This window comes from Daejeonella sp. (assembly GCF_036405355.1).
Classification (GTDB): domain Bacteria; phylum Bacteroidota; class Bacteroidia; order Sphingobacteriales; family Sphingobacteriaceae; genus Daejeonella.
Genome location: NZ_DASWXT010000032.1, coordinates 48,508 through 72,041, shown reverse-complemented (window position 1 = coordinate 72,041; position 23,534 = coordinate 48,508). Strand labels below are relative to the sequence as shown.

Genomic DNA, 23,534 nt, shown 5'->3' with positions numbered 1-23,534 from the left:
TTAATGATTCATTATTAATTTTTGTTTGAATAATATTTTAACAAGTTATATATAGGCTCTTTAATAACGGAGCTTACTTTTAAGTTATTGCTTTGTGCAGCCTGATGAAGATATTCCTGGAATCCCGCTGCTACTGTTCCAATCATGTGTAATGGGACATTCGGATATTGTTCTTTAAGAGGGATGATATAAGTTTTAAAATAAATATCAAAACCATCAGTTACCATGTTTTTTACAAAGCTGTCCTCTTTATTTTCCATAAGAAAATCGGCAAATGAACTTAAAAACAAAGAAGGCTGAGCTTGTCTGTATACTTTGTCGAGTATCTGAGTCCTGTCGAGGTCATATTTCTTTTTGAATTTAAATTCGAATTCGTCAGGAAGAAGATCATTCAGATATGATTTCAGCAATCTGCGTCCCAGCCAGTTTGACGACCCTTCATCACCCAGAATATAGCCCAGTCCGTAATTATTCTCTATTATTTTTTTACCATCAAAATAAGCCGCATTTGACCCACTTCCCATAATGCCCAATATCCCAGGTTCATCCCCGCTTGCCGCAAGTGCAGCTGCTTTGAGGTCATGGTCTACAATAACCTTACTGAATCTGAAGAAACGGCCAAGGGCGTTCGCTACAATTTCCCTGCGCTCATTTGATGATGCTCCTGCCCCGAAAAAATATACCCATTTAATTTTTTCGGCATTATTTATTAAGTGGATATTCTTATTGAGGAATTGCGTAATATAGTTTTCATCATTAAAAAACGGATTGATTCCAGGGGTTCTGAATTCTGAAATTGTTTTCCCTTTTTCAGCTAGCTTCCAATCGGCATGCCTTGATCCACTATAAACTACTGCAATCATATATTAAATAGATAATACACTCACCATTTCCATTAAATCGTCCTCAAGTTTAAAATGAGTAAAATTTAATGCTTCCTCGAGGGGTGTCATCACAACTGAATTTCCCCGGAGTCCTACCATTTGCCGGCTATTTCCAGCGATCAATCCTTTGACTGCTGCAAAGCCCAGGCGACTGGCCAGAACCCGGTCAAAACTGCTCGGACTGCCTCCACGTTGCAAGTGCCCTAATATAGTGACTTTGACGTCGTAAAAATCAAATTTTTCTGTAACACGTTTAGCTAAATGATAGGCTCCACCACTTTTATCACCTTCGGCTACTATCACAATACTGGATGTTTTTTTGTTTCTGGCATCAAGCGATAGCTTTTCGATGAGTTCATCAATAGCAGTCTCACGTTCTGGTAAAAGAACAGCCTCAGCTCCCCCCGCAATTCCCGAGCGTAAAGCAATGCACCCGGAATCGCGTCCCATTACCTCTACAAAAAACAATCGGTTATGCGATGCTGCAGTGTCTCTGATTTTGTCAATCGCTTCAATAACCGTATTGGTAGCAGTATCGAATCCAAGTGTGAAATCGGAGCCATAAAGATCATTGTCAATTGTTCCTGGAATACACATGGTCGGAATATCGAATCGCGAAGAAAGACGCTCTGCACCTCTGGCTGTACCATCACCTCCTATTGCAACCAATGCATCGATTCCTTTTGCTTTCAGATTATTGTATGCCTTTTCCGTTCCTTCATCTGTCTTGAATTCCAGACAGCGGGCAGTTTTTAGAATTGTACCTCCTAGATGAATGATGTTTCCAACAGAACGTGCGTCCATGTCCCAAAAATCACTATCCAGCATTCCCTGGTATCCCTTCCGAATACCTACTACTTCAATGCCCATGAATACTGCTGTACGAACAACTGCCCTGATACATGCATTCATTCCGGGTGCGTCACCTCCAGAAGTAAAAACGCCTATTTTTCTTATTCCTGACAAATCTGATTATGAATAATATGCACGAATATAGTGTGTATTTTTTACACTAAGTAATTTTTGAATATTTTTTCACTCTTTATGACTAATCCTTATATATTTAGTTTTTAAATTTTACATTTTGGGAACAATCCTGCCTAAGTTCGATTCGGTATTTTCTATTGACTGTGTAATATTTGGTTTCGATGAAGGAGAATTGAAGATTCTTCTGATTGAACGAAATGAAGAACCATTCAAAAACTGGTGGGCATTGCCCGGATATATTGTTGAGCAGGATGAAAGTATTGATCATGCAGCTGAACGTATTCTTTATGAGCTAACCGGGCTTAGAGGAATTTATATGGATCAGTTTTATACTTTCGGGGATGTAAACAGGCATCCTCAGGGAAGGGTAATTACTGTTGCCTATTATGCAATGATCAGATTAAGTGGGAGTAAGGATCTTAAGCCCGTCAGCAATTATGCATCCAAAGCTGTCTGGATTCCGGTAAATGATTTGCCAAAGCTGGCTTTTGATCATGAGAAGATCTTTTCCAAAGGTTTTGAAAAGATCAGACACAAAATTAGTTATCAGCCCATTGCATTCGAGTTGCTTCCGGAAAAATTTACCCTGACCCAGCTTCAGCATCTTTATGAAGTCATTCTAAACAAGAAGCTGGATAAGCGGAATTTCAGAAAAAAGATGCTCAATTACGGGATTCTAAAAGAACTGGACGAGAAGCAGAAGGGTGTATCATACAGAGCAGCTAAACTCTATAAGTTTGATAAGCGAAAATATGCCAAACTGTTCCAGAAGGAAATTACGTTTGGGAAGTGATTGCGGATCGGGGTCCGCAATGGCAGGAGATGTGGAATTATTTATGTTGTTTGGTGAAAACCTTCAGGAATTCTTTTATCTACAAGCTTAAACCATAATGGTGGAATCAGTGCAGGTAACATCATACTTGCATAACCTCCCGGGAGAACCGGACTTTCAGGATACGACAGTAATTGATTAAATGGCTTTGCAGCATGAAAGTGATGATCTGAATGCCTGCTAAGGTCTATCAGTAGGAAACGGCTGATCAGTTTATCACTCTGCCAGGAGTGTTTTTCATTCACACGCTCATTGTCCATCCTGCTCAAACCATAATGTTCAATATAGTTTGTATACTCAAGTAAAAGGTTTGCAAAAATGGCCTGGAGAAGTACTGCAACTGATACTTCCCAAGCCCAAAAGATCGTGCAAAGCAAAATGATTCCGAGGTATCCGGATATACAACTAATCATATAATTGTTTAATCCGTATGGAGCCAGTTTTTTAGCCACACAACGCTGTTTTTCCATTTTCATGGATTGTTTTAACTGTCCGCCAATGGAGCGTAAAACAAAATGATAATAGTTTTCGCCGAATTTTGCAGTTACCGGATCCTGATCTGTACCGACATATTTATGGTGAATACGAAGGTGATGTATATAAAAATAGGGGTTGAAAACTGTAAATAAAAGAAAACGACCAGCAAAATTCCAGATCCTGTTCTTTCTGTGAATCAATTCATGAGCAACAACGATGGCCAGAGTTCCAGAAGATCCACCTGTTGAGAGTGCCGCAGTGATTATCCATTGGTCGTGAATAATGCCTGTTGAAATACCATAAATGAGACTTGAAATTGCTAAAATTTGTCCGGTAATCGATAAAATCATTAGGATATCCGGTAACTCATCCTCTATCCAATCATCGTTTGTATGGTCTTCCGGAAGCAATATCTCAGCAATTCCAAGTAAAATAAAAGAGAATGTAAAATTCAAAAGCGTAAACCAGCCACCCGAAAGGTTTCCAAATATGACCAGTATTACCGGAGTCAGATTTAAAAAGTACTTCCAGTTTCGGAATGATCTGCCAGTTCTCTTAACTTCAGTATGCATTTTTGATCTTAGGGTTTGGCAGCGAATATCAAATAAATTCCTGCTTTTATTTAGATGAAGAACTTCCTATATAAAGTGCTCCAGCCATCAGGGCAAGATCCTTCAATAAGCTTCCCATCCCATTCTGATCACCACCCATAACCACCGGCAGATGTATAGTTAGTATAAATATCAGCATTAATCCACCCAATAAGTAGCCTGCAAGTTGCACCGATTTATTGATTATGAAACCAGCAGCGCCCAGTATTAATAAAACACCAGTGATGTACACCCAGATTACCCCGCCCGGAACATAGGAAGGGACCATTCCCTGCATCTTGTCGGCAGACATAAGATGCATCACGCCAAATACTGCAAACGGGATTGCAAAAATTACTCTTAATAGACCGTGGGAAAGAATTTGATTCATTTTTTTAGGTTTAGGTTAAGAATTTGATTTAATTTCTATACCTAATTTACTAATTATCAATGAATTTGAGTTTTTTTATTCTTTCCAGAAAAAAGTATGATTAAAAGAGCTCCGAAGGCTATTAATGCCCAGCCAATCCATCTGTAATGGATCATTCTGCCGGCAACAGCCGCCAGCTTTTTCAATGGAATGAAATTAAAATAATTGCTTACTTTAAAATAAACTGCCCCGAATGTAAAGGCCAGAACAAGGAGTAAAGTCCATCCGCAAAAACGCAGCAAACCTGTTTTATTGCTTGCAGCAGCTATCAGTGATAGAATGGCGAGCGAATAGACAATCGAAGCCAATACCGTATCAAGATCCCAGTAATTCCAGTTGCCGATAATTGGTATATGCAGCATGGGCATCATTCCCCCGGCAATAACCAGAAGAGCACCAATGATTCCGATGTAGTTTTTCAAGGTCATGGCATTTAGAATTAACCTTTTAGATCTGATTGAGGGTTATTGCCTTCTGTCAGCTCCATTTTTTCAGCAAAATGAGCACAGTAATCACGAAGATCTTCTACAATTGCTTCTTCACCAGTTGCCCTTAAAAAACTGTCGCCCATAGTCTGAAGTGTCTCATAAAAAAAACGTTTCATTTCATCAACTGGCATATCCTTGGTCCAAAGGTCTATGCGCAGGGAGTTCTTATAATTATGGTCCCATAAAGCCAGCATCATTGATTTAACAGGCAATGCTTCCTTGTTCTGAGAGTCGGTTGATTCCCAAAGGATATTTTCAGGTACGTTTTGATCGTCTAGTTCTATGGTAAGTTTTATTTCGGCTTTTTTCATTATCGAGTTGTAGGTTTTAAGTTGTAAGTAATAAGTTCTAGTTGAGCCTGTGTATGGTGTTATTTATGGGATTCTATTTCTCTGTATTTTAGGTTTTAATGGCTTGTCTTTTCATTCTCAACCCGATAGCTATCGGGTCTCAACTGTCAACCCGATAGCTATCGTGCCTCAACTGAAAATATACAATTTAATCAGAATTATCAAAACAGCCACAAAGATGAGAAATAGAAGTTCAATTAACCAAATGCGTTTTAGCTCTGGTATAAATCTACGGAATACCTGATCTGTGATAAAACTGAGAATAACCAGAATGATAAATGGAATCCCCCCTATTTTACGAAATAAGTTTCCATCCGGGGAAAGTGGAAGGAAGATAGTGCTTACAATTAAGAGGGAAGTGACGATGTTAAGCGGAGTTAAACGCAGCTTCATTTTTTTCGGTCTTTTTTATGAACAGAGTCAAATTTGACACTTTTCTTTCTTCTGGCAGCACCGGGTTTATTATTTCTAGCCTTGGCCTTAGGTTCTCCCTTGGCTGATTTTACCGATTTCGAATTCTTAGCTTTTTTCTCATGGAACGCTCCTTTGAATTCGGGATCTTCTCTACGTTTTTGCAGATCAATTTCCCGCGCGATATTCTGACGTTCCTCATAAGGAGTATCATCGATGAATACATTTTCAGGCATTTCGGATATTGGAATGGTCTGACGGATCAGTTTTTCAATCTTTTCAACGTAATATTCCTCAGAAGGGCTGCAAAAAGTGATCGCATCTCCTGTTTGAAGAGCCCGGCCGGTTCGTCCGATACGGTGAACATAATCTTCAATGATAATCGGCACATCAAAATTGATCACATGGCTTACATTGCTTACGTCCAGTCCGCGGGAAGCCACATCTGTTGCAACCAGAATCCGTATTTCCCCTTCCTTAAAGGCATTGATCGAATTAATCCGGGTGTTTTGTCCCTTATTGGCATGAATAACCCTTACCTGATCAGCACCATATCGCCGTTCAAGGAAATGAAAAATATTATCAGCTACGGTTTTTGTTTTACAGAAAACAATCAGACGGGTAAAATCCTCTGTATCCCTGAGCAAATGCTGCAACAGGTTTAGCTTGGTTTTCAGATTCGGAACTTTATACAATACCTGACTTACTGTTGCTGCAGGAGTAGCCTGCTCTGCCACCTCGATCACAGTGGGATGTTTCAGGAAATCACCCGATATCTTATGCACCAGTTCACTCATAGTAGCCGAAAACAGTAGGTTCTGACGTTTTCTTGGCACCACTTCCAGAATGCGGTGAATTGAACCGATAAAGCCCATGTCCATCATTTTATCGGCCTCATCCATCACCAGAAATTTCAGATTTTGAGTGTTGATATTTCCTTCAAGATATAAATCAAGAAAGCGGCCCGGCGTTGATATGATGATATCTACCCCTTTTTTTAATTCAGCGATCTGGGTTTTTGGACCTAATCCTCCATAAAGCACAACAGTCCGAAGATCAGTATATTTAGCAAAGGTTTTTACATTTTCTTCGATCTGCATTGCCAGTTCACGGGTAGGGGCGATGATTAATGCCCTTGGATCATTTCCCTGAGCATATTTCAGCTTCATCAGAATGGGCAGCACAAAAGCGGCGGTTTTACCGGTTCCGGTTTGCGCAATCCCCATAATATCCTGTCCGGATAAGATCGGCATGATCGCTTTTTCCTGTATTGGAGTAGGTAGGGTATAACCTGCATCAGCAACAGCATTCAGGATCTGCCTGTTCAGCTTAAAATCTTCGAAGGATAGTGACATCGTGCAAAGGTAGGGATTTGGAATTTAGATTAGGACTTAAGAGGTCAGTTGTCTGTTATCACCCGATTGCTATCAGGTTGCCTGTTGTCTGAAAAATCAGCCAATTCCAGATCAGTGGTTCACTCTCCTTAATCCTTATACCTTTTTCTTGACTCCATTATTTTATCGATTCTGGTAGGCGAAATTTATTTACACTTATGCTGACCAAGAACTAAAGAAAATTATACCGAAATTTGCATTCAAATATTAATCTAAAACTCAAAGAATGTCCTCAATAATCATCAAATCTGCGACAATTGTAAATGAAGGCCGGACATTTATAGGGGATGTTTTCATTAAAAACGGACTCATTGAACAAGTCGGGTCAAGCCTCAATATGGCTGCTGATAAGGTTATCAATGCCGAGGGGCTGCACCTTTTTCCGGGATGCATTGATGATCAGGTTCATTTCAGGGAACCCGGATTAACCCATAAAGCAGATATTTTTACAGAGAGCAGGGCGGCAATAGCAGGTGGGATTACCTCCTTCATGGAAATGCCTAATACAGTGCCCAATACCCTTACACAGCAATTGCTTGAAGATAAATATCAGATCGCAGGAAGGACTTCTGCCGCAAATTATTCTTTCTTCATGGGAGCCGGGAATGATAACCTTGAACAAGTACTAAAAACAGATCCGAAAAATGTCTGTGGCATCAAGGTATTTATGGGCTCTTCTACAGGTAATATGCTTGTGGATAATGAAAAGACCCTGGATGGGATCTTTAGCCGGACACCTATGCTGGTTGCTACTCATTGTGAGAATGAGGCTACCATTAGGGCAAATGCAGAGCGATTCAAACTTCAGTATGGGGATAATTTAACACCCGAAATGCATCCTCTGATCCGAAATGCTGAAGCCTGTTTTATTTCAAGCTCTTTAGCCGTAGGACTTGCAAAAAAGTATAATACCCGTTTGCATATTCTGCACATTTCTACCGCAATAGAGACTTCTCTTTTTGATAATTCTATCCCTCTCGAAAAGAAGAGGATTACCTCTGAAGCCTGCATCCATCATTTATGGTTTTCGGATGCTGATTATGCTAAAAAAGGAAACTGGATCAAATGGAATCCCGCTATTAAAACTGCTGCAGACCGGGATGAGATATTTAAAGCGGTATTGGATGATCGGATTGATGTTATTGCCACAGATCATGCACCGCATACGATCGAAGAAAAATCACAGCCTTATTCAAAGGCACCGTCCGGCGGACCATTGGTGCAGCACGCACTGATTGCCATGCTGGAATTTTATAAACAGGGCAAAATATCTCTTGAGAAGATCGTTGAAAAGATGGCTCATAGTCCGGCGATCTGTTTTCAGGTTGAGAATCGCGGATTCGTTCGTGAAGGCTATTGGGCTGATCTTGTATTGGTCGATCTCAATAAACGATCAACAGTTAACAGAGCCAATGTGCTTTCTAAATGTGGCTGGAGCCCGTTTGAGGGACAAACATTTGCATCTTCTGTAGTAAGTACAATCGTATCAGGAAACCTGGTATATGAAAATGGTAAAATTACAGATGGGATATTTGGGAAGAGGTTGGTGTTTAACAGATAGTTTAAGGCTGACAGGGTTCTAAACCCTGTCAGCCTTTCTAAACCCTGTCAGCCTTTTTCTCTCAAAAACATTATGAAATCACTTGCCGACTGGTCGGTATATCCCACATGCCTGAGCATACATATCACTTGCCCACGGTGAAAAGTTGAGTGATTCATGCAGTGAAGGATGATTTCAGCATTATTCTGGCTGAAAGTCTTTCCCTTCAAATTGATATATTCAGTACCGGACAGGAAGAATTGATCTTCTTTCCCGGATATAAAATCGATAAAATCTGTTGAATTGTTTCTGATCGTTTTGCAAATATCAGTAAAGCCACTTGTAGCATCCAGATTATGCATATGAGGAATATTCTTTCCATTCAGGCGGGCTAGCCAGGTTTGCTCGGCATCTGCAATATGTAGTATTACTTTTTTGATGGTCTGATATTCAGCTTTTTTATTTGCAACGATCTCATCTTCATCAACGCCTGACAGATAATTACACATTTTCTCATTTGCCCAATGATTGTATTGCAGGTAATTTAAAAGAAGTGTTTTCATATTCCGGCTTTAGGTTAATTTAAAAATACGATTATTTAGATAGAAAATTGCCCCATGCATTCTTAAAAACTAATCAGATTGTAATAAAATCTCAAATTGAAGGGAATAGTTCCTTATTGTGGGTAAACTGCATACCTTTGCGCCTTGTTGATAAGCAATTATGGCTAAAGTTTCTATTAATATTGCAACCGGTTCTGTACAGAAGGAAGATATAATTGTTGGGATAGACCTGGGCACAACAAACAGCCTGGTCGCCTTTATTAATCCTGAGGGCCATCCACAAGTGATAAATGATACCGGTAAGGGTGTACTTGTACCTTCAGTAGTTCATTTCCAGTCGGACGGTGGACTTATTGTAGGAAATGAAGCTAAAGAGTTTTTAATATCTGATCCTCAGAACACTATCTTTTCTGTAAAACGACTCTTAGGTCGATCATTTAAAGATATTCAGGAGCATAGCAATTTATTTTCCTACAAAATTATTGACGACGATAGTGAAAGTCTGGTAAAGATTAAGGCAGGAGATAAATATTTTACCCCGATTGAGCTTTCGGGGATGATTTTGAAAGAACTGAAGGAAAGAGCTGAGCATGCCTTGAAAACCTCGGTTAACCGTGCTGTGATCACCGTGCCGGCTTATTTTAATGATAGCCAGCGTCAGGCGACACGCGATGCCGGTAAACTTGCAGGACTTGACGTTTTACGTATCGTTAATGAACCTACTGCTGCAAGTCTGGCCTATGGTATCGGCCTTGATCCTGAAGAAGAAAAGATCATCGCAGTCTATGATCTGGGAGGCGGAACCTTCGATGTTTCTATTCTGAAAATACAGAACGGAATTTTTGAGGTCCTTTCAACCAACGGGGATACCTTTTTGGGCGGAGATGATTTCGACAGGGCAATTGTGGATTACTGGATCGAACAGAATCAGTTAGGAGACAGGGCAAAGGGTTCATCATTAAATCAGGCGCTGCGTTTGAAAGCTGAAGAGGCAAAAAAGGCACTGACTACACAGAATATCTTTAATGGTTTTGTGGATGACATTCCTTGTGCAATCACTAAACAGAAATTTGAAGAACTAATTCTTTCCCGTGTTGAGCAAACGATAAGTTGTTGTAAAAATGCTTTGAAAGATGCAGGTCTGAAGACAGATGATATTCAGGAAGTGGTGATGGTCGGTGGTTCAACCAGGACACCATTGGTTAAAAAGATGGTTGCTGCATTCTTTGAGAAGGAAGTTCATGATCAGATCAATCCGGATGAGGTGGTAGCATTAGGTGCTGCAATTCAGTCGGATATCCTTGCAGGGAACAGAAAAGATATTTTATTGCTGGATGTTACGCCACTTTCACTGGGGATTGAAACCATGGGTGGACTTATGGACGTGATCATCCCCAGGAACGCCAAAGTACCCGCCAAGGCAGGACGACAATATACTACCTCCATTGACGGGCAGATCAATATGAAAATCTCTGTTTTTCAGGGTGAGCGTGACCTTGTGTCCGAGAACCGGAAGCTGGCCGAATTTGATTTGAAAGGAATCCCGGCAATGCCTGCAGGTTTTCCAAAGGTGGATATTAATTTCAGGTTGAATGCCGATGGAATTCTAACTGTTGAGGCAATTGAATTGCGCTCAGGAGTAAAACAGGAAGTTGAAGTGAAACCAACCTATGGCCTTACTGACGAACAGGTAGAAAAAATGCTGATCGATAGTATTGAAAACGCTAAAGATGATGTAAGCAGGAGAATGCTGATAGAAGCCCGTACAGAGGGGGAACAGATGGTCTATACTGTAGAACGCTTTTTGGAGAAGAACAGCGAACAGGTTTCTGCACAGGAAGCAATTGATACTCAAAAATTAATTGGGAATCTAAAGTCTGCTTTAGGCTCAGGCGACAAAGATCTGATCCACAAAAGTATTGATGAGCTAAATGAATTTACCCGGCCATTTGCTGAGAGACTGATGAACACAGCAATTTCTTCTGCAATGAAGGGGAAGGCGATAGAGTAGGAATGTTGTCTGACTTCTGATGTCTGAAGTCTGAAGAAGTACTGCTGATTTGAAATTAGTATTTATGTCCTGAATCTTGGCTCCTGATTCTTTGTTCTATCAACTCTATTGAATAATTGAACCATTTCAGAGGTTTTTCTATGAGAATCATAGTATTGTTATCTATTTTACTCCTTTCACTGAAATGTTCTGCCCAGAATACAGCGGCGGATAATTTGATGATACTCGAACTTCTGCAGAATCAACGCTATGATGAAGCAGCCGAAACCCTCAGGAAAATCTATCCAGAGCCTATTTCCGATTCAAAAATTCTATCCAGAATAGGCTACAGTCTGAGGATGGCCGGTAAATTATCTGAAGCAGAAACTTATTATCTCCGAATTCTGGAACAGGATCCCTCAGAGATTTCTTCACTTTTCAGCATGGCGGGTATCAGTCAGCGCAAGGGTAATTTTGTAAAAGCAAAAGAGTATTATAAACTGATTTTAGCGAGTGATAGCACCAATTTTTCGGTTTATAAGCAGTTAAGTGATATGATCGAGTCTTCCGAAGGTCTTCTATACGCAAGCGCCTACCTTCAGAAAGCTAACAGTCTTAATTCTTCCGATGGGGATATAGCCTACAGTTATTCCAAAGTTTTGAAGGATATGAAGCAGTTTGAATCAGCTGCCAGGGTGCTTAATGATGCAATAAAAGCTGATTCGACCAATCTGATTCTGTTGCGGGGTAAAGCTGAGCTGGCTTATGCTATGAAAGACTGGAATGGAGTAATTGACATCTGCAGTGTCATTATCAGGGATGGTGACCGCAGTCCAAACATTGTCAAAATGCTTGGAGAAGCATATTACTCAGTCGGAAAATATCAGCAGGCAATCGATATTCTGGAAGGAATGGAAGCCAATGATATGAAGACTGAGTCGACCCTGTATTTCATTGCAATGAGTTATAAAGCGCTCAATAATTATAGCAAATCGGTTGATTATCTCAATAAAACAATAAAGGAATCAATTTCGCAAAACACCGCCGGATATTATGCGCAGATAGGGGATGTGCTGGAGAAAAGTCAATTGACCAGTAAGTCGCTCGAAGCCTATCAGAAAAGCCTCTTTTTTGAGAATAAACCTCTGACTCTTTATACAATCGCGACGATTTACGATCAGAAACTGAAGCAGCCTAAAACTGCCTTAAGCTATTATAAAAGATATATTAACTCAAAGCCTCCTGCTGAGCAGAAGGCCTATGTCGAGTATTCAAATTATAGGGTATTACAATTGAGCAAATAAATCAGTTTCGGGGTATAAAATGTCATAATGAGTCAATCTCCTGCCCAATAGCCATCAAATCCCTATTCCCCGTTTCCTCAATCGCCAGCACAAATCACCCAATAAGCTTTTTATTAGTTCTTTGCTCCGCCTTCCATTGCTTCCCTGATCGCTTCCTGTTCTTTCAGTCCTTCAATGTTATTTTTCTTGCCATAGACATCTTTAGCTTCTTCAAAGCTTATTAAGATCTCAGCAATTTTATCAAGATTGTCAGCAACATTCTGGTGCATTTCGGGAAGAATCCGCTCAAGTGTTTTATTTCCCAGGTCAAAATTGTCGATCTCGATTTTACCGATCTTTTGGACGATTGCAGTCTGACTATTTTTCAAATCTTCCAGCTCGTTCGTAATTTTCTCCATCAACTCAAATTTTTTCAGCTTATCCATAGTATTTCTTTATTTTAAATATTAATACAGGTTAAGCAATTATACTGCCACTAATTTTGCAAAATTTAAGAGTTTTGGTTATAAATGTAATTGAGTTCTATATGAGGATTGTATTTTAACCTGAGTTGGAAAAGAAAGGGCAAAAAATTACCATTATAATTGGTCATATAATACCTTGGAGCCAAGATAATTTGTTTTTTGAAACCAATACCCGTGTGTTATAGGCTGGTTCAGCCCTTTCCTCCGGAGTATTTCCGGCAGGAAATCGCGTTTTATTTCAAAATACCAATAGCCGGAAGCTACCTCCTCCGGCAAGGTTTATTTTACTACCAGCTGTTTTTCATTGGGAAGGTCAGCCCGGCAAAAGGATTATTTGCCATTTGAGGTAAACCTAAGGGGTGGCCTATCTGTCTTTATGCTCAGAATTTTATGTGATAGGAGACCCCCCACGCACGTATTCTGTCTCATATCTCACATCTCCCATCTCATATCTTTTGACGTGTTAAACGGGCAACATATTTTCCAATAATATCGAATTCAAGATTTACAGTATCACCAATCTTAAGGCTTTTCATATTGGTATGTTCATAGGTATAGGGTATTATCGCTACAGAAAAAGAATTTTCTTTTGAGTTAACAACTGTCAGGCTTATACCGTTAACACAGATTGAACCCTTTTCGACGGTGATATTTCCAATTGCAGCATCATAGCTAATGGTATATTCCCAGCTACCATTTTTTTCGATTAGTTCAGTACAAATACCTGTCTGGTCAACGTGTCCCTGAACAATATGTCCATCAAGCCGGCCATTCATCTGCATGCAGCGCTCCAGATTCAGAAAATCTCCTTCTTTAAGTTTACCGAGGTTTGACTTATTTAATGTTTCTGATATGGCTGTCACGGTATGTGTGCCCTCTCCAAGTGCTACTACAGTTAAGCAGACTCCATTATGAGCAACAGACTGATCTATTTTCAATTCGTTTGAAAGGTCAGATTCAATGGTAATCTCAAGATTATCCTGATCCCTTTTCAGATTGGAGACCCTGCCTATTGTTTCGATGATACCCGTAAACATTTTTTATTTTTTATGAGTTAGTACGATTTTCTGTTTTTATGCCAGGAAGATGCTGAAGGAGTTTGGTCGGTATTTATTAAGCTACTGCTTTTTTGCATCATAAACTCTGCCCCGATTAAAGCTGCAATCATTGCTTCTTCCTCATTTTCAGTACTCAGATATTCAGGACGGAAGTACTTACCTACGAAATGTGTGTCAAACTTACCCGAAATAAATGCTTCATGCTGCATCACAAACTTCCCGAAAGCCAATGTAGTCTGAATTCCTGTGATGCGGTATTCATCTATCGCTCTGATCATCCGTTCTATGGCTTCAGTCCGGTCTTTACCATAAGTAACCAATTTTGCAATCATCGGATCATAATAAATAGGTATCTCCATGCCCTGTTCAAAACCATCATCTACCCGTACTCCAGGGCCTTTTGGGGTGATATAGGTTTGAAGTCTGCCAATATCAGGGAGGAAATTATTTGCTGGATCTTCGGCATAAACTCTTACCTCAATTGCATGTCCCCTGATCTTCAGATCTTCCTGTTTGAAACTTAATTTCTCTCCTCTGGCTATTTTAATTTGCTCTTTAACCAGGTCGATGCCGGTAATCATTTCAGTTACCGGGTGCTCAACCTGAAGTCGGGTGTTCATTTCCAGGAAGAAAAAATCAAGGTTCTCATCGAGAATAAATTCGACGGTTCCGGCTCCTGTATAATTGCAGGATCTTGCAGCATTTACAGCGCTTTCACCCATTTTTTGTCTTAATTCTTCGCTCAGAATGGATGATGGAGCTTCTTCAACAACTTTCTGATGTCTTCTTTGAACTGAACAGTCGCGCTCAAACAAATGAACAATATTGCCATGATTATCTCCCAGAACCTGAATTTCAATGTGCCTTGGTGAGGAGACATAGCGCTCAATAAAGACAGATCCATCTCCAAATGCCGATGTGGCCTCAGAAACAGCCAGATCCATTTGCTCTACAAAATCAGCCGGCTTCTCTACAATCCTCATTCCCTTCCCACCGCCACCTGCTGCTGCTTTGATGAGGATAGGGAAACCGATCTCCTGAGCTCTGTTTTGAGCAATAAGAATATCTGTTACTGCCTCCTCTGTCCCGGGAACCATAGGGATATTGTATTTCATCGCTGCTGCTTTTGCTGACAACTTATTTCCCATGATCTCCATCGCTTCAGGAGAAGGCCCGATAAGTGTCAAACCGGCCTCTTTTACCATTCTGGCAAATGCCGCATTCTCTGAAAGAAAACCATAGCCTGGATGAATTCCCTGAGCACCTGTACTGATACAGGCTTCTATAATTTTTTCTCCTGAAAGATATGATTGAGAAGAGGGAGCAGGGCCAATACAAACAGCTTCATCGGCATATCTTACATGCAGGGCATTGCGGTCGGCTTCTGAGAATACCGCTACAGTTTTTATGCCCATTTCTCTTGCTGAACGCATGATGCGTAGCGCTATCTCTCCCCGGTTGGCTATCAGGATCTTTTCCATTTACAAAGGTATTTATTTAGGCGCTACGCTGATAGGGCTAATTCGAACTCAACGTTTAATGCATTTTCTTCAAAACATCAATGGTATATTCTATTTGCTCATCATTGATATCCAGGTGTGTAACAAATCTGATCATTTGTTTGCCGAAGGTATTACACTTTATTCCATGATGTTTTAATTTTTCAACAAATTCATCCGGATTATGTTTTTTGTCGAGCTCAAAGATCACAATATTTGTATCTGCGGGCATAATACTGCTTACAAATGGTAAACTAATTAATGTTTCAGCCAGTATTTTAGCATTCTTATGATCCGTTTTCAGGCGATCAATATGATGATCAAGGGCATAGATTCCGGCCGCTGCCAGATAACCTGCCTGTCGCCAGCCTCCCCCCAACGCTTTACGAATCCTTCTTGCATGATAAATGGTTTCTCTGCTTCCTAAGAGCACAGAACCTACAGGAGCTCCCAGACCTTTTGATAAACAAACGGATATCCCATCAAACATTCTTCCATACTCCTTGGGATCATCTCCCGACTCAGCCAGGGCATTAAAGATCCTGGCTCCATCCAGATGCAGGAAAATGTTTTTTAATCGGCATAAATGATAGATCGGCTCAATCTGATCCAGAGTATAAAAACTTCCACCACCACGGTTTACTGTATTTTCAAGGACAACCAGACTGCTTTTTGGATAATGAACATTATCGGGGTTTATATGAGGTTCGATAAGCTCGGCACTAAGACGGCCTCTGTCGCCATAAAGCAAGCGGACAGAAGCCATAGAATTGTAGGCGATTCCACCACCCTCATACCGATATATATGCGCGGTTTCATCACAGATCACCTCTTCCATCGGATTGGTAAAACGTTTGATCGCAATCTGGTTTGTCATAGTCCCGGAAGGACAAAAAAGTGCATCTTCCATACCAAAGATGGCTGCAGTTTTTTCCTGCAATTCATTTACAGTTTCATCTTCTTCAAATACATCATCCCCAACCTTTGCACTATACATAGCCTCCAGCATTCCTGGTGTTGGCCGCGTAACTGTATCACTTCGCAGGTCAACAATCATTTTGTTCTCATTCATGCCTAAAATTATATTTTATACCTATTATCAAAAATTTTTTCTTATATTAATCCTAAATCTTTTGTAAATCAGCAATTATTGCAATTTACAATGGTCGTTTCTGACCAATAATATCCCGGTTAATGAAGTTTTAATTGACCATATCTGGCTCATTTTAAGGAACCAGGGTCTGCTTATTAATCTAAAAAATCACATGAGTAAAACAATAATAGTATCAAACAGGTTACCCGTCAAAATTTCTGAAGAGAATGGGGAATATACCTATTCTTCAAGTGAAGGCGGACTGGCAACGGGTTTAGGTTCTATCTATAAAGATGGTGAAAATATCTGGATTGGTTGGCCTGGAATTGAGGTGAATGAATCCGGAAAGAAGGCTGATATTACCAGAAATCTGAGAGACATGAAACTTCTCCCTGTTTTCTTAAGTCAGGAGGAGATTTCAGAATACTATGAGGGTTTTTCCAACGAAATTTTATGGCCAATATTTCATTATTATGCTTCAACTTATGTTAATTACAAACAATCAAACTGGGATTTTTACCAAAGTGTAAATCAAAAGTTCAGGGATGTTATATTAGATGTAGCAGAACCTGGTGACACAATTTGGATACATGATTATCAATTATTGTTGCTACCGGGAATGATCAGGGCAAAGAATGCTGATCTGACTATAGGGTTCTTTTTGCATATTCCCTTTCCTTCTTATGAATTATTCAGGCTAATTCCCTGGAGAGCAGAATTACTTGAAGGTATGTTAGGAGCTGATTTGGTTGGGTTCCATACCTATGACGATGTACAGCATTTTATGAATGCGGCTATTCGTATCCTGCCAATTAATTCCAATTCTAATATTTTGACCGTAGATGACCGTCCGGTTGTTGCTGAAGCTTTCCCTATGGGGATTGATTATAATAAGTATTCTTCTCTTACCAATGACGATGCAGTATTAGAACAGATCGAACTACTAAAGGAAAATTTTAGTGATAGCCGAATTATTTTATCTGTAGATCGACTGGATTATAGTAAGGGCATTTTGCAAAGATTAGCAGCTTTTGAGCTTTTGCTCGAATTGTATCCTGAATATATAGGTAAGGTGGTGCTATATATGGTTGTTGTTCCATCCCGGGATACGGTACCTCAATATAAAGAGTTGAAAGATCATATTGACAAAAAGGTAGGAAATATTAATGCCTCCTACCGTACCATGCAATGGTCGCCTGTGTTGTATTTCTATCGATCATTATCTATTGAAGAATTATCAGCTTTATATCAGATCGCTGATATCGGTCTTGTAACTCCTATGCGCGATGGGATGAACCTTGTCAGTAAAGAATATGTAGCCAGCCGAACCGGCAATAACGGAGTTTTAATTCTTAGTGAAATGGCAGGGGCATCTAAAGAGTTGATTGATGCATTAATTGTGAATCCGAATAATATAGGAGATATAACCAGAGCAATAGTTCAGGCCTTGAATATGACTTTAGCTGAACAGGAAACCAAAATGGCGGAAATGAGAAAGGTGGTTTCTCAGTTTAATATCTTTCATTGGGTCAAGATATACATGGATAAGTTGCAAGAAGTCAAGGAATTGCAAAGATCGCTGCAATCAAGGCATGTTGATCAGAGTATAGCAAAAACAATAATTACCAGATATTCTGCTGCCTCAAAACGCATTATCTTTTTAGATTATGATGGCACACTGGTTAATTTCAATAGTGACATAAATAAAGCCAGTCCTGATTCCGGACTATATCAATTACTTGCAAAACTAAGTGCAGATAAGGCAAACGAAATTGTTCTGATAAGTGGACGTGATCATAATAAGATGGAGGAATGGTTTGGTAATTCCGGCGTTCACATTATTGCTGAACATGGTGTCTGGCAAAAGGAGATAGGTGGTAATTGGACAAGCATTATGGGATTAACCGATACCTGGAAAGAAGAAATATTTCCGATTTTAAACACTTATGTCGAACGGACACCTGGCTCATTTATTGAAGAGAAAAGCTTTTCTCTTGTATGGCATTTCCGGAAGGTCCCAAAAGATCTGGGAGATCTCAGAGTTTCTGAACTTGTAAACAACCTTGTGTACCTTACTAAAGATAAAGGTCTTCAGCTTTTACCGGGTAACAAAGTGATCGAGATCAAAAATATTGAGATCAATAAGGGAAAAGCTGCCCTGAATTTCATGTTCAAGAAAGATTATGATTTTATAATGGCAATAGGCGATGATCATACCGATGAAGATATTTTCAAGGCCCTGCCAGATTCTGCCTTTACCTTTAAGGTAGGCAGCAGCTTATCAGCTGCCCGTTTTTATCTTCGTAATTCCGGCGATGTAAGACAATTTTTACATCATCTTAGCTCTGAATGAATTCTAAACATATTTGCCTGTAATTCAAAATGGTCTATATAAATACAGGCCTGTCTAATTTTATTGCAATCCTGTAAGCAGCATTCATTAAACCTACATGGCTGTAAGCTTGAGGGAAATTTCCCCATTGGCTCCCAGTTTCTTCATCTACATCTTCACTAAACAAGAGGAGATGGTTTGAATATTGCAGCAGGTTTTCAAATTCCCGGATTGCATCATCAAGCCGGCCTACACATGCCAAAGCTTCAACATACCAGAAAGCACAGATTAGGAAGGTAGATTTTGGTTTGCCAAAATCATCCGAATGTAAATACCTGTGAAACAGTCCATTATCCGTTTTTAATTCTTTCTCAAGCATGCAGAGATGGTCTTTGGCGCGGTCAGAACTTGGGTCAAGGTAATTCATCATGATAAGCTGTAATGTACTTGCATCAAGATGCGGGCTTCCTGCGGCATGGGTATAGACTTTGCGTATCGGATCATAGCAATTTTCAATATGAACCGCAGCCCTGTTTTTAAGTGAAATTGCTTTTTCAACCAAATCAATGTCCCCTAATGCTCGTGCCATTTTCTCTGCGGCAGAGCAACCAGCCCATTGAAAGAGGTTACTGTAGCAGTGGGTATTCGAAATATTTCTGAATTCCCAGATCCCTGCATCCTTTTCATCAATGGTTAGTTCAACTTTCGAAAGTAAATAGCTGATCCAGCGTGCAGAATCCTTTCTCTCAGAATTAACAAAACGATGGTCTGTGTACAATGGCAGGAGAGAAATGAGAACTTGGCCATAGATGTCATTTTGAATATGTTCAAATGCCTGATTACCAATACGAACTGGTTTATTACTCTGATATCCATCAAGATGCTCCAGTATGATCTCATTCAGGAATTTTTCTCCTGTTATACCATACAATGGCTGATATCGTCCTTTTTCTGAAAATGAAAGATCTGAAACATAGTTGAAATAGCGCTCCATTTCTTCAAAATGCCCGATATGACTTAATGCATTAATAACATAAAATGTATCTCTTAACCAGCAATAGCGATAGTCCCAGTTGCGCCCACTGCCCGGAAATTCAGGCAAACTGGTTGTACTTGCAGCAATAATTGCACCTGTGTCTTCATATTGATGGATTTTGAGTGCCAGAGCAGATCTGATTACATTTTTTTGATAGAATATTGCTATGGAAGAATGTTTTATCCAAAGTCTCCAGTAATTGATAGTTTCGAGAAGAAAACGTTCAGCAGTTGTCGCCAATGGAGCTTCAAGCGGTTCACCATAGGTAAATACCAGGTATTTAGGTTCATTTAAAACCGAAAACTGTTCGTCAATAATATAATTAACGGGGATATTTGTTGTTAAACGTATTCTATCATCGGAGCCACTATATTCGATATGGCTGCTTCCACGAGATACTTTTAACTTCTTTTCCCCATAATCATAAACTGGTTTGCATTTAACCCTTATCCGAGGTGTTCCACTAATCAATTCAACTTTTCTGATCAGCATTAAAGGTTTAAAAAATCTATCAAACTGATTAAATCGGGGTGCAAAATCAGTTATCCTGTAAACCCCCTCGGTAGATGTAATTTCTGTACAAATTACATTGGTATTCTCCAGATAATATTGATGGGATTCATAATTGCCTGATGGTAAAATGGAAAATTCACCCCCTTTGTCTTTATCTAAAAATCCGCCGAAAACAAATGAACTATCAAATCTTGGCCAGCATAACCAGTCTATGTTGGTATTCTTGTTAATATGTGCAATAAAAGCACAGTTTCCTATTATACCGGTTTGATATGTATGTTTTTGCATAATTTTTGCGAAAAATTTCGGGATAAGTCCCGGAGATGCATTTTACAGCCTAAATAATATAGATACTCCCTTTTGCAGATTTACTACAATACAATTGAACGGGCATTTCAAATTTATATTTCGATGAATAGATATGCCTCAATCGCTAAAATACATCATTTTTTACGGCATTGCTAAAATTAATCCGCTATTTAAAAGGGAAATTTCTAAATAGACTTAATTTCGGGCCTTGAAAACTCTTGATAATAAAAGCAGAGCAATGTAAATTTCAAATACTCTCTTATCGGACAATTAGTATAAATTCATACATTTAGCTTTTTAAAAATATTTATAAACTATGATCATTATTGCAGATGGAGGGTCTACCAAGACCAATTGGTGTTTATTGAATAAATCTGGTCAAAAAATCTATTTTAATACCGAAGGATATAATCCATATTTTGTAAGCGCTGAGTATATAATTGATTCACTCAGGAAAGGATTACCAAGCGATCTCGATCTTTCTGATATTCATGAAGTGAATTATTATGGTGCCGGTTGTTCGACTGAAGATAAGGTAGAGATAGTTGAAGAGGCTATGTCTACAGTATTTAATAAAGCCAGTATTTATGTTGGACATGATCTTCTTGCTGCAGCACGGGCTTTACTTGGTTTAGATAGTGGTTTTGCCGCTATTTTGGGGACAGGAACAAATACTGGTCTTTATAATGGTAAAGACATTTCATTAAATATTGATTCTGCAGCTTATATTCTTGGTGATGAGGGTAGTGGTTGTGATATTGGTAAAAAATTACTAACTGATTATTTAAGGGGTTACATGCCCGAAGTGGTCAGAGAGCGCTTCTGGGAAACTTATAAACTTACTCCTGATGAAGTGACTGACAATGTTTATACCAAACCATTGGCAAATCGTTTTTGTGCGAGTTTTGCCAAGTTCGTATACGATAATAATGTTCATGCAGAATATTCACGGAACATTGTAAAAACATCCTTCGTTGATTTCTTCGAAAACCTGGTTACTCACTATCCTAATTACAAAGATTATACATTTAATTGCATAGGTTCTGTCGGGTATAATTTCAGAAACGTACTCGAGGAAACTGCCACAGAGTATGGAATGAAGGTGGGTAAAATCATCCGTTCTCCAATAGATGATCTTGTGCGTTATCATGTTGAATTGGCACCACGGGTGCAGTCCTAGGCCGCACTGACAACGTCTCCAGACCGCACTGTAATTGCAGACTTGATCCGCAATCAGTTCTTATTTGCAAGATTTTTATTTTTCCTGCGATGCTTATTCTGGGGCGGCCTAAGTTTATCAGGTTCACCTGCAATAACACTGATATTGCCATCAACTTCAAGAATGGCAAGTTTGACATTTTTGTAAGAGTCAATTCCGTGTTCTCTGATTGCTTCTTCAAGCTCATCCATACTAATACTTTCCTGATGCAGGTGAGCTATATCAATTTTGCCATGATAGACCAGTATGACAGGTTTGCCCTCGATCAATTCCTTTACAGATGATGAATGGTACATGATAAGCTTCATAAGATAGTTTAAGCAGAATAAAACACTGGCCGCAACCAGTCCACCTGATAGACTTGAATTGGAACCTACCATAGAATTCTGTACCGAGTTACTGATTAAAACAATAAATACCAGGTCTGTTGTTGAAAGCTGCGACAATTCTTTTTTGCCAAAGAATCGTATAGCCAATACCATAAAGAGGTATACACCAATACACCTTAAGATTATATCCAGGTAAGGATTAATATCCATTTTAGAAAGTTAAAGTTGACTGGCCAATAGAGGTCATTTTTGCTTCATGTTCAAGCAGCCATTTTTTACGCCATAATCCTGCCGAGAAGCCAACCAGATCACCATTACTTCCTATAACTCGATGACATGGAACGGCTATCATCAGATTATTGCGGCCATTTGCCGATGCGATGGCGCGTATGGCCAAAGGATTTTTCATTCTTTTTGCTAAGGCTGCATAACTTATGGGTTTGCCCGCATTAATTCTTCTGAGTTCATCCCATACTTTTTGTTGAAAATCTGTGCCGGGTTGGGCCATTGGAAAATCGAAATGCTTTCTTTTTTCCTCAAAATATTCTCTGAACTGCTCTTTTGCCATTTCCGAGAGTTTATTGGGATTCTCCAAAGGTAGTTCCGAAGGAAAACCAATAGCACATATCTCATGCTCATCCGCCTCAATGACCATTTGTCCGATAGGGCTATCAAGTATTGAAAAAAACATGACACAAAATACAAAGAAATATTCGATTCATTTATTGCACCATTATGAATACCCGAAACTGAAAAGCAAATTCTATATTTGTTGCAATGGATTTATTGAATCAGGTTAAATTTCTGATCCGTAAGGAAATCATGCTTGAATGGCGTTCAAAATATGCATTGAATGGCATTTTACTATATGTGGTTTCAACAGTTTTTGTATGTTATCTGGCTTTCCGTGAGATAACAAGTCCGCCGACCTGGAATGCCCTCTTCTGGATCATTATGCTGTTCGCCTCAGTGAATGCAATCACCAAAAGTTTTATCCAGGAAAGCAGGGGAAGGCAGTTGTACTACTACACAATTACCAGTGCGCAAGCGATCATTATCTCCAAGATCATTTATAATGTTTTTCTGATGCTTTTGCTCTCTGCTATCGCACTAGGTTTTTATACCCTGGTATTTAAAAATCTGCTGGGAGATCCACTATTCTATTTTTTTGCAGTTCTCTTGGGAAGTGTCAGTTTCGCATCTGTCTTCACGATGATTTCGGGGATTGCCTCCAAAGCAAACAACGCAGGAGGGCTCATGGCTATATTGAGTTTCCCGGTAATAATACCCCTGTTGGTGGTGCTGATTAAGTTATCGAAGAATGCAATGGACGGTTTGGACCGTTCGGTATCATATGATGAGATCGGTGTTCTGATAGCCATAAATATCATCGTGATCACTACATCTTTATTGTTATTTCCTTACCTTTGGAAGGACTAATT

The 23,534-nt window shown here is 39.5% G+C and carries 23 protein-coding genes; 7 read left to right on the top strand and 16 right to left on the bottom strand.

The features are described from left to right. Positions 1–14 precede the first annotated feature (14 nt). Together VGE44_RS04445 and pfkA are read right to left on the bottom strand one after the other, a co-directional pair. The gene (locus VGE44_RS04445) at positions 15–863 is read right to left on the bottom strand and encodes a hypothetical protein (protein WP_331076545.1); all 849 of its coding nucleotides are present in this window, start codon (positions 861–863) and stop codon (positions 15–17) included. A gap of 3 nt (positions 864–866) precedes the next feature. Then, positions 867–1,850 carry a 6-phosphofructokinase gene (pfkA, locus tag VGE44_RS04440; protein ID WP_331076544.1) on the bottom strand — a complete coding sequence of 328 codons (984 nt, stop codon included), beginning with the start codon at positions 1,848–1,850 and terminating at the stop codon, positions 867–869. 118 nt (positions 1,851–1,968) lie between these two features. Here pfkA and VGE44_RS04435 point away from each other — a divergent pair, with 118 nt between their 5' ends. Then, positions 1,969–2,664, top strand: coding sequence for an NUDIX hydrolase (locus tag VGE44_RS04435; protein ID WP_305366446.1), 696 nt, complete (start codon positions 1,969–1,971; stop codon positions 2,662–2,664). 41 nt (positions 2,665–2,705) lie between these two features. Here VGE44_RS04435 and VGE44_RS04430 read toward each other — a convergent pair whose 3' ends face one another. The 6 genes from VGE44_RS04430 to VGE44_RS04405 all read right to left on the bottom strand — a co-directional run bounded on the left by VGE44_RS04430 (position 2,706) and on the right by VGE44_RS04405 (position 6,804). Next, entirely contained in the window at positions 2,706–3,752 is a 1,047-nt protein-coding gene (locus VGE44_RS04430; protein ID WP_331076543.1) for an alkane 1-monooxygenase, read from the bottom strand. A gap of 46 nt (positions 3,753–3,798) precedes the next feature. Further along, positions 3,799–4,161, bottom strand: coding sequence for a hypothetical protein (locus tag VGE44_RS04425; RefSeq protein ID WP_331076542.1), 363 nt, complete (start codon positions 4,159–4,161; stop codon positions 3,799–3,801). Positions 4,162–4,217: 56 nt separating this feature from the next. Then, a complete protein-coding gene (locus VGE44_RS04420; protein WP_331076541.1) occupies positions 4,218–4,622 on the bottom strand; it encodes a hypothetical protein in 405 nt (134 codons plus the stop codon). Between the two features lie 17 nt (positions 4,623–4,639). Next, complete coding sequence (gene gldC / locus VGE44_RS04415) at positions 4,640–4,999, bottom strand: gliding motility protein GldC (protein WP_331076540.1); 360 nt, start codon at positions 4,997–4,999, stop codon at positions 4,640–4,642. 168 nt (positions 5,000–5,167) lie between these two features. Next, positions 5,168–5,431 carry a hypothetical protein gene (locus VGE44_RS04410; protein ID WP_331076539.1) on the bottom strand — a complete coding sequence of 88 codons (264 nt, stop codon included), beginning with the start codon at positions 5,429–5,431 and terminating at the stop codon, positions 5,168–5,170. After that, positions 5,428–6,804: a DEAD/DEAH box helicase gene (locus VGE44_RS04405; RefSeq protein WP_331076538.1), complete on the bottom strand. Its 1,377-nt coding sequence runs from the start codon at positions 6,802–6,804 to the stop codon at positions 5,428–5,430. Before VGE44_RS04405 ends, VGE44_RS04410 begins: the two co-directional genes overlap by 4 nt. 265 nt (positions 6,805–7,069) lie before the next feature. Between VGE44_RS04405 and VGE44_RS04400 the strand changes: the two genes are divergently transcribed. Continuing rightward, complete coding sequence (locus VGE44_RS04400; protein WP_331076537.1) at positions 7,070–8,404, top strand: dihydroorotase; 1,335 nt, start codon at positions 7,070–7,072, stop codon at positions 8,402–8,404. A 47-nt stretch (positions 8,405–8,451) separates the two neighbouring features. On the opposite strand, the gene VGE44_RS04395 is transcribed toward VGE44_RS04400, so the two are convergent. Beyond that, positions 8,452–8,946, bottom strand: coding sequence for a DinB family protein (locus VGE44_RS04395; protein ID WP_331076536.1), 495 nt, complete (start codon positions 8,944–8,946; stop codon positions 8,452–8,454). A gap of 160 nt (positions 8,947–9,106) precedes the next feature. On the opposite strand from VGE44_RS04395, the gene hscA reads away from it, so the two are divergent. Together hscA and VGE44_RS04385 are read left to right on the top strand one after the other, a co-directional pair. Continuing rightward, positions 9,107–10,957: a Fe-S protein assembly chaperone HscA gene (gene hscA / locus VGE44_RS04390; protein WP_331076535.1), complete on the top strand. Its 1,851-nt coding sequence runs from the start codon at positions 9,107–9,109 to the stop codon at positions 10,955–10,957. Between the two features lie 140 nt (positions 10,958–11,097). Next, positions 11,098–12,240, top strand: coding sequence for a tetratricopeptide repeat protein (locus VGE44_RS04385; protein ID WP_331076534.1), 1,143 nt, complete (start codon positions 11,098–11,100; stop codon positions 12,238–12,240). 113 nt (positions 12,241–12,353) lie between these two features. Here VGE44_RS04385 and VGE44_RS04380 read toward each other — a convergent pair whose 3' ends face one another. The 4 genes from VGE44_RS04380 to VGE44_RS04365 form a co-directional block, all read right to left on the bottom strand. Then, on the bottom strand, positions 12,354–12,665 hold the full coding sequence (locus VGE44_RS04380) for a hypothetical protein (RefSeq protein WP_324488191.1): 312 nt from the start codon (positions 12,663–12,665) through the stop codon (positions 12,354–12,356). A 485-nt stretch (positions 12,666–13,150) separates the two neighbouring features. Next, the gene (locus VGE44_RS04375; protein WP_331076533.1) at positions 13,151–13,741 is read right to left on the bottom strand and encodes a riboflavin synthase; all 591 of its coding nucleotides are present in this window, start codon (positions 13,739–13,741) and stop codon (positions 13,151–13,153) included. Positions 13,742–13,758: 17 nt separating this feature from the next. Further along, positions 13,759–15,243 carry an acetyl-CoA carboxylase biotin carboxylase subunit gene (accC, locus tag VGE44_RS04370; RefSeq protein ID WP_331076532.1) on the bottom strand — a complete coding sequence of 495 codons (1,485 nt, stop codon included), beginning with the start codon at positions 15,241–15,243 and terminating at the stop codon, positions 13,759–13,761. A gap of 55 nt (positions 15,244–15,298) precedes the next feature. Continuing rightward, positions 15,299–16,333 carry a GntG family PLP-dependent aldolase gene (locus VGE44_RS04365; protein ID WP_331076531.1) on the bottom strand — a complete coding sequence of 345 codons (1,035 nt, stop codon included), beginning with the start codon at positions 16,331–16,333 and terminating at the stop codon, positions 15,299–15,301. A gap of 193 nt (positions 16,334–16,526) precedes the next feature. Between VGE44_RS04365 and VGE44_RS04360 the strand changes: the two genes are divergently transcribed. Beyond that, complete coding sequence (locus tag VGE44_RS04360) at positions 16,527–18,707, top strand: bifunctional alpha,alpha-trehalose-phosphate synthase (UDP-forming)/trehalose-phosphatase (protein ID WP_331076530.1); 2,181 nt, start codon at positions 16,527–16,529, stop codon at positions 18,705–18,707. Between the two features lie 34 nt (positions 18,708–18,741). Here the strand turns inward: VGE44_RS04360 and VGE44_RS04355 are convergent, their stop codons facing one another. Continuing rightward, the gene (locus VGE44_RS04355; RefSeq protein WP_331076529.1) at positions 18,742–20,523 is read right to left on the bottom strand and encodes a glycoside hydrolase family 15 protein; all 1,782 of its coding nucleotides are present in this window, start codon (positions 20,521–20,523) and stop codon (positions 18,742–18,744) included. 337 nt (positions 20,524–20,860) lie between these two features. Here VGE44_RS04355 and VGE44_RS04350 point away from each other — a divergent pair, with 337 nt between their 5' ends. Further along, positions 20,861–21,724: an N-acetylglucosamine kinase gene (locus tag VGE44_RS04350; protein ID WP_331076528.1), complete on the top strand. Its 864-nt coding sequence runs from the start codon at positions 20,861–20,863 to the stop codon at positions 21,722–21,724. Between the two features lie 53 nt (positions 21,725–21,777). Here VGE44_RS04350 and VGE44_RS04345 read toward each other — a convergent pair whose 3' ends face one another. Further along, the gene (locus VGE44_RS04345) at positions 21,778–22,302 is read right to left on the bottom strand and encodes a DUF421 domain-containing protein (RefSeq protein WP_331076527.1); all 525 of its coding nucleotides are present in this window, start codon (positions 22,300–22,302) and stop codon (positions 21,778–21,780) included. A 1-nt stretch (position 22,303) separates the two neighbouring features. Next, positions 22,304–22,783: a methylated-DNA--[protein]-cysteine S-methyltransferase gene (locus VGE44_RS04340; RefSeq protein ID WP_331076526.1), complete on the bottom strand. Its 480-nt coding sequence runs from the start codon at positions 22,781–22,783 to the stop codon at positions 22,304–22,306. Positions 22,784–22,869: 86 nt separating this feature from the next. Here VGE44_RS04340 and VGE44_RS04335 point away from each other — a divergent pair, with 86 nt between their 5' ends. After that, the gene (locus VGE44_RS04335) at positions 22,870–23,532 is read left to right on the top strand and encodes a heme exporter protein CcmB (protein WP_331076525.1); all 663 of its coding nucleotides are present in this window, start codon (positions 22,870–22,872) and stop codon (positions 23,530–23,532) included. Positions 23,533–23,534: the final 2 nt, after the last annotated feature.

What these genes read in the sequence shown, in the direction of transcription:
- VGE44_RS04445 (WP_331076545.1), bottom strand. Translation starts at nt 863, where the DNA reads ATGATTGCAGTAGTTTATAGTGGATCAAGGCATGCCGATTGGAAGCTA.
- VGE44_RS04430 (WP_331076543.1), bottom strand. Translation starts at nt 3,752, where the DNA reads ATGCATACTGAAGTTAAGAGAACTGGCAGATCATTCCGAAACTGGAAG.
- VGE44_RS04425 (WP_331076542.1), bottom strand. Translation starts at nt 4,161, where the DNA reads ATGAATCAAATTCTTTCCCACGGTCTATTAAGAGTAATTTTTGCAATC.
- gldC (WP_331076540.1), bottom strand. Translation starts at nt 4,999, where the DNA reads ATGAAAAAAGCCGAAATAAAACTTACCATAGAACTAGACGATCAAAAC.
- VGE44_RS04410 (WP_331076539.1), bottom strand. Translation starts at nt 5,431, where the DNA reads ATGAAGCTGCGTTTAACTCCGCTTAACATCGTCACTTCCCTCTTAATT.
- VGE44_RS04405 (WP_331076538.1), bottom strand. Translation starts at nt 6,804, where the DNA reads ATGTCACTATCCTTCGAAGATTTTAAGCTGAACAGGCAGATCCTGAAT.
- VGE44_RS04400 (WP_331076537.1), top strand. Translation starts at nt 7,070, where the DNA reads ATGTCCTCAATAATCATCAAATCTGCGACAATTGTAAATGAAGGCCGG.
- VGE44_RS04395 (WP_331076536.1), bottom strand. Translation starts at nt 8,946, where the DNA reads ATGAAAACACTTCTTTTAAATTACCTGCAATACAATCATTGGGCAAAT.
- hscA (WP_331076535.1), top strand. Translation starts at nt 9,107, where the DNA reads ATGGCTAAAGTTTCTATTAATATTGCAACCGGTTCTGTACAGAAGGAA.
- VGE44_RS04385 (WP_331076534.1), top strand. Translation starts at nt 11,098, where the DNA reads ATGAGAATCATAGTATTGTTATCTATTTTACTCCTTTCACTGAAATGT.
- VGE44_RS04380 (WP_324488191.1), bottom strand. Translation starts at nt 12,665, where the DNA reads ATGGATAAGCTGAAAAAATTTGAGTTGATGGAGAAAATTACGAACGAG.
- VGE44_RS04375 (WP_331076533.1), bottom strand. Translation starts at nt 13,741, where the DNA reads ATGTTTACGGGTATCATCGAAACAATAGGCAGGGTCTCCAATCTGAAA.
- accC (WP_331076532.1), bottom strand. Translation starts at nt 15,243, where the DNA reads ATGGAAAAGATCCTGATAGCCAACCGGGGAGAGATAGCGCTACGCATC.
- VGE44_RS04365 (WP_331076531.1), bottom strand. Translation starts at nt 16,333, where the DNA reads ATGAATGAGAACAAAATGATTGTTGACCTGCGAAGTGATACAGTTACG.
- VGE44_RS04360 (WP_331076530.1), top strand. Translation starts at nt 16,527, where the DNA reads ATGAGTAAAACAATAATAGTATCAAACAGGTTACCCGTCAAAATTTCT.
- VGE44_RS04355 (WP_331076529.1), bottom strand. Translation starts at nt 20,523, where the DNA reads ATGCAAAAACATACATATCAAACCGGTATAATAGGAAACTGTGCTTTT.
- VGE44_RS04350 (WP_331076528.1), top strand. Translation starts at nt 20,861, where the DNA reads ATGATCATTATTGCAGATGGAGGGTCTACCAAGACCAATTGGTGTTTA.
- VGE44_RS04345 (WP_331076527.1), bottom strand. Translation starts at nt 22,302, where the DNA reads ATGGATATTAATCCTTACCTGGATATAATCTTAAGGTGTATTGGTGTA.
- VGE44_RS04340 (WP_331076526.1), bottom strand. Translation starts at nt 22,783, where the DNA reads ATGTTTTTTTCAATACTTGATAGCCCTATCGGACAAATGGTCATTGAG.
- VGE44_RS04335 (WP_331076525.1), top strand. Translation starts at nt 22,870, where the DNA reads ATGGATTTATTGAATCAGGTTAAATTTCTGATCCGTAAGGAAATCATG.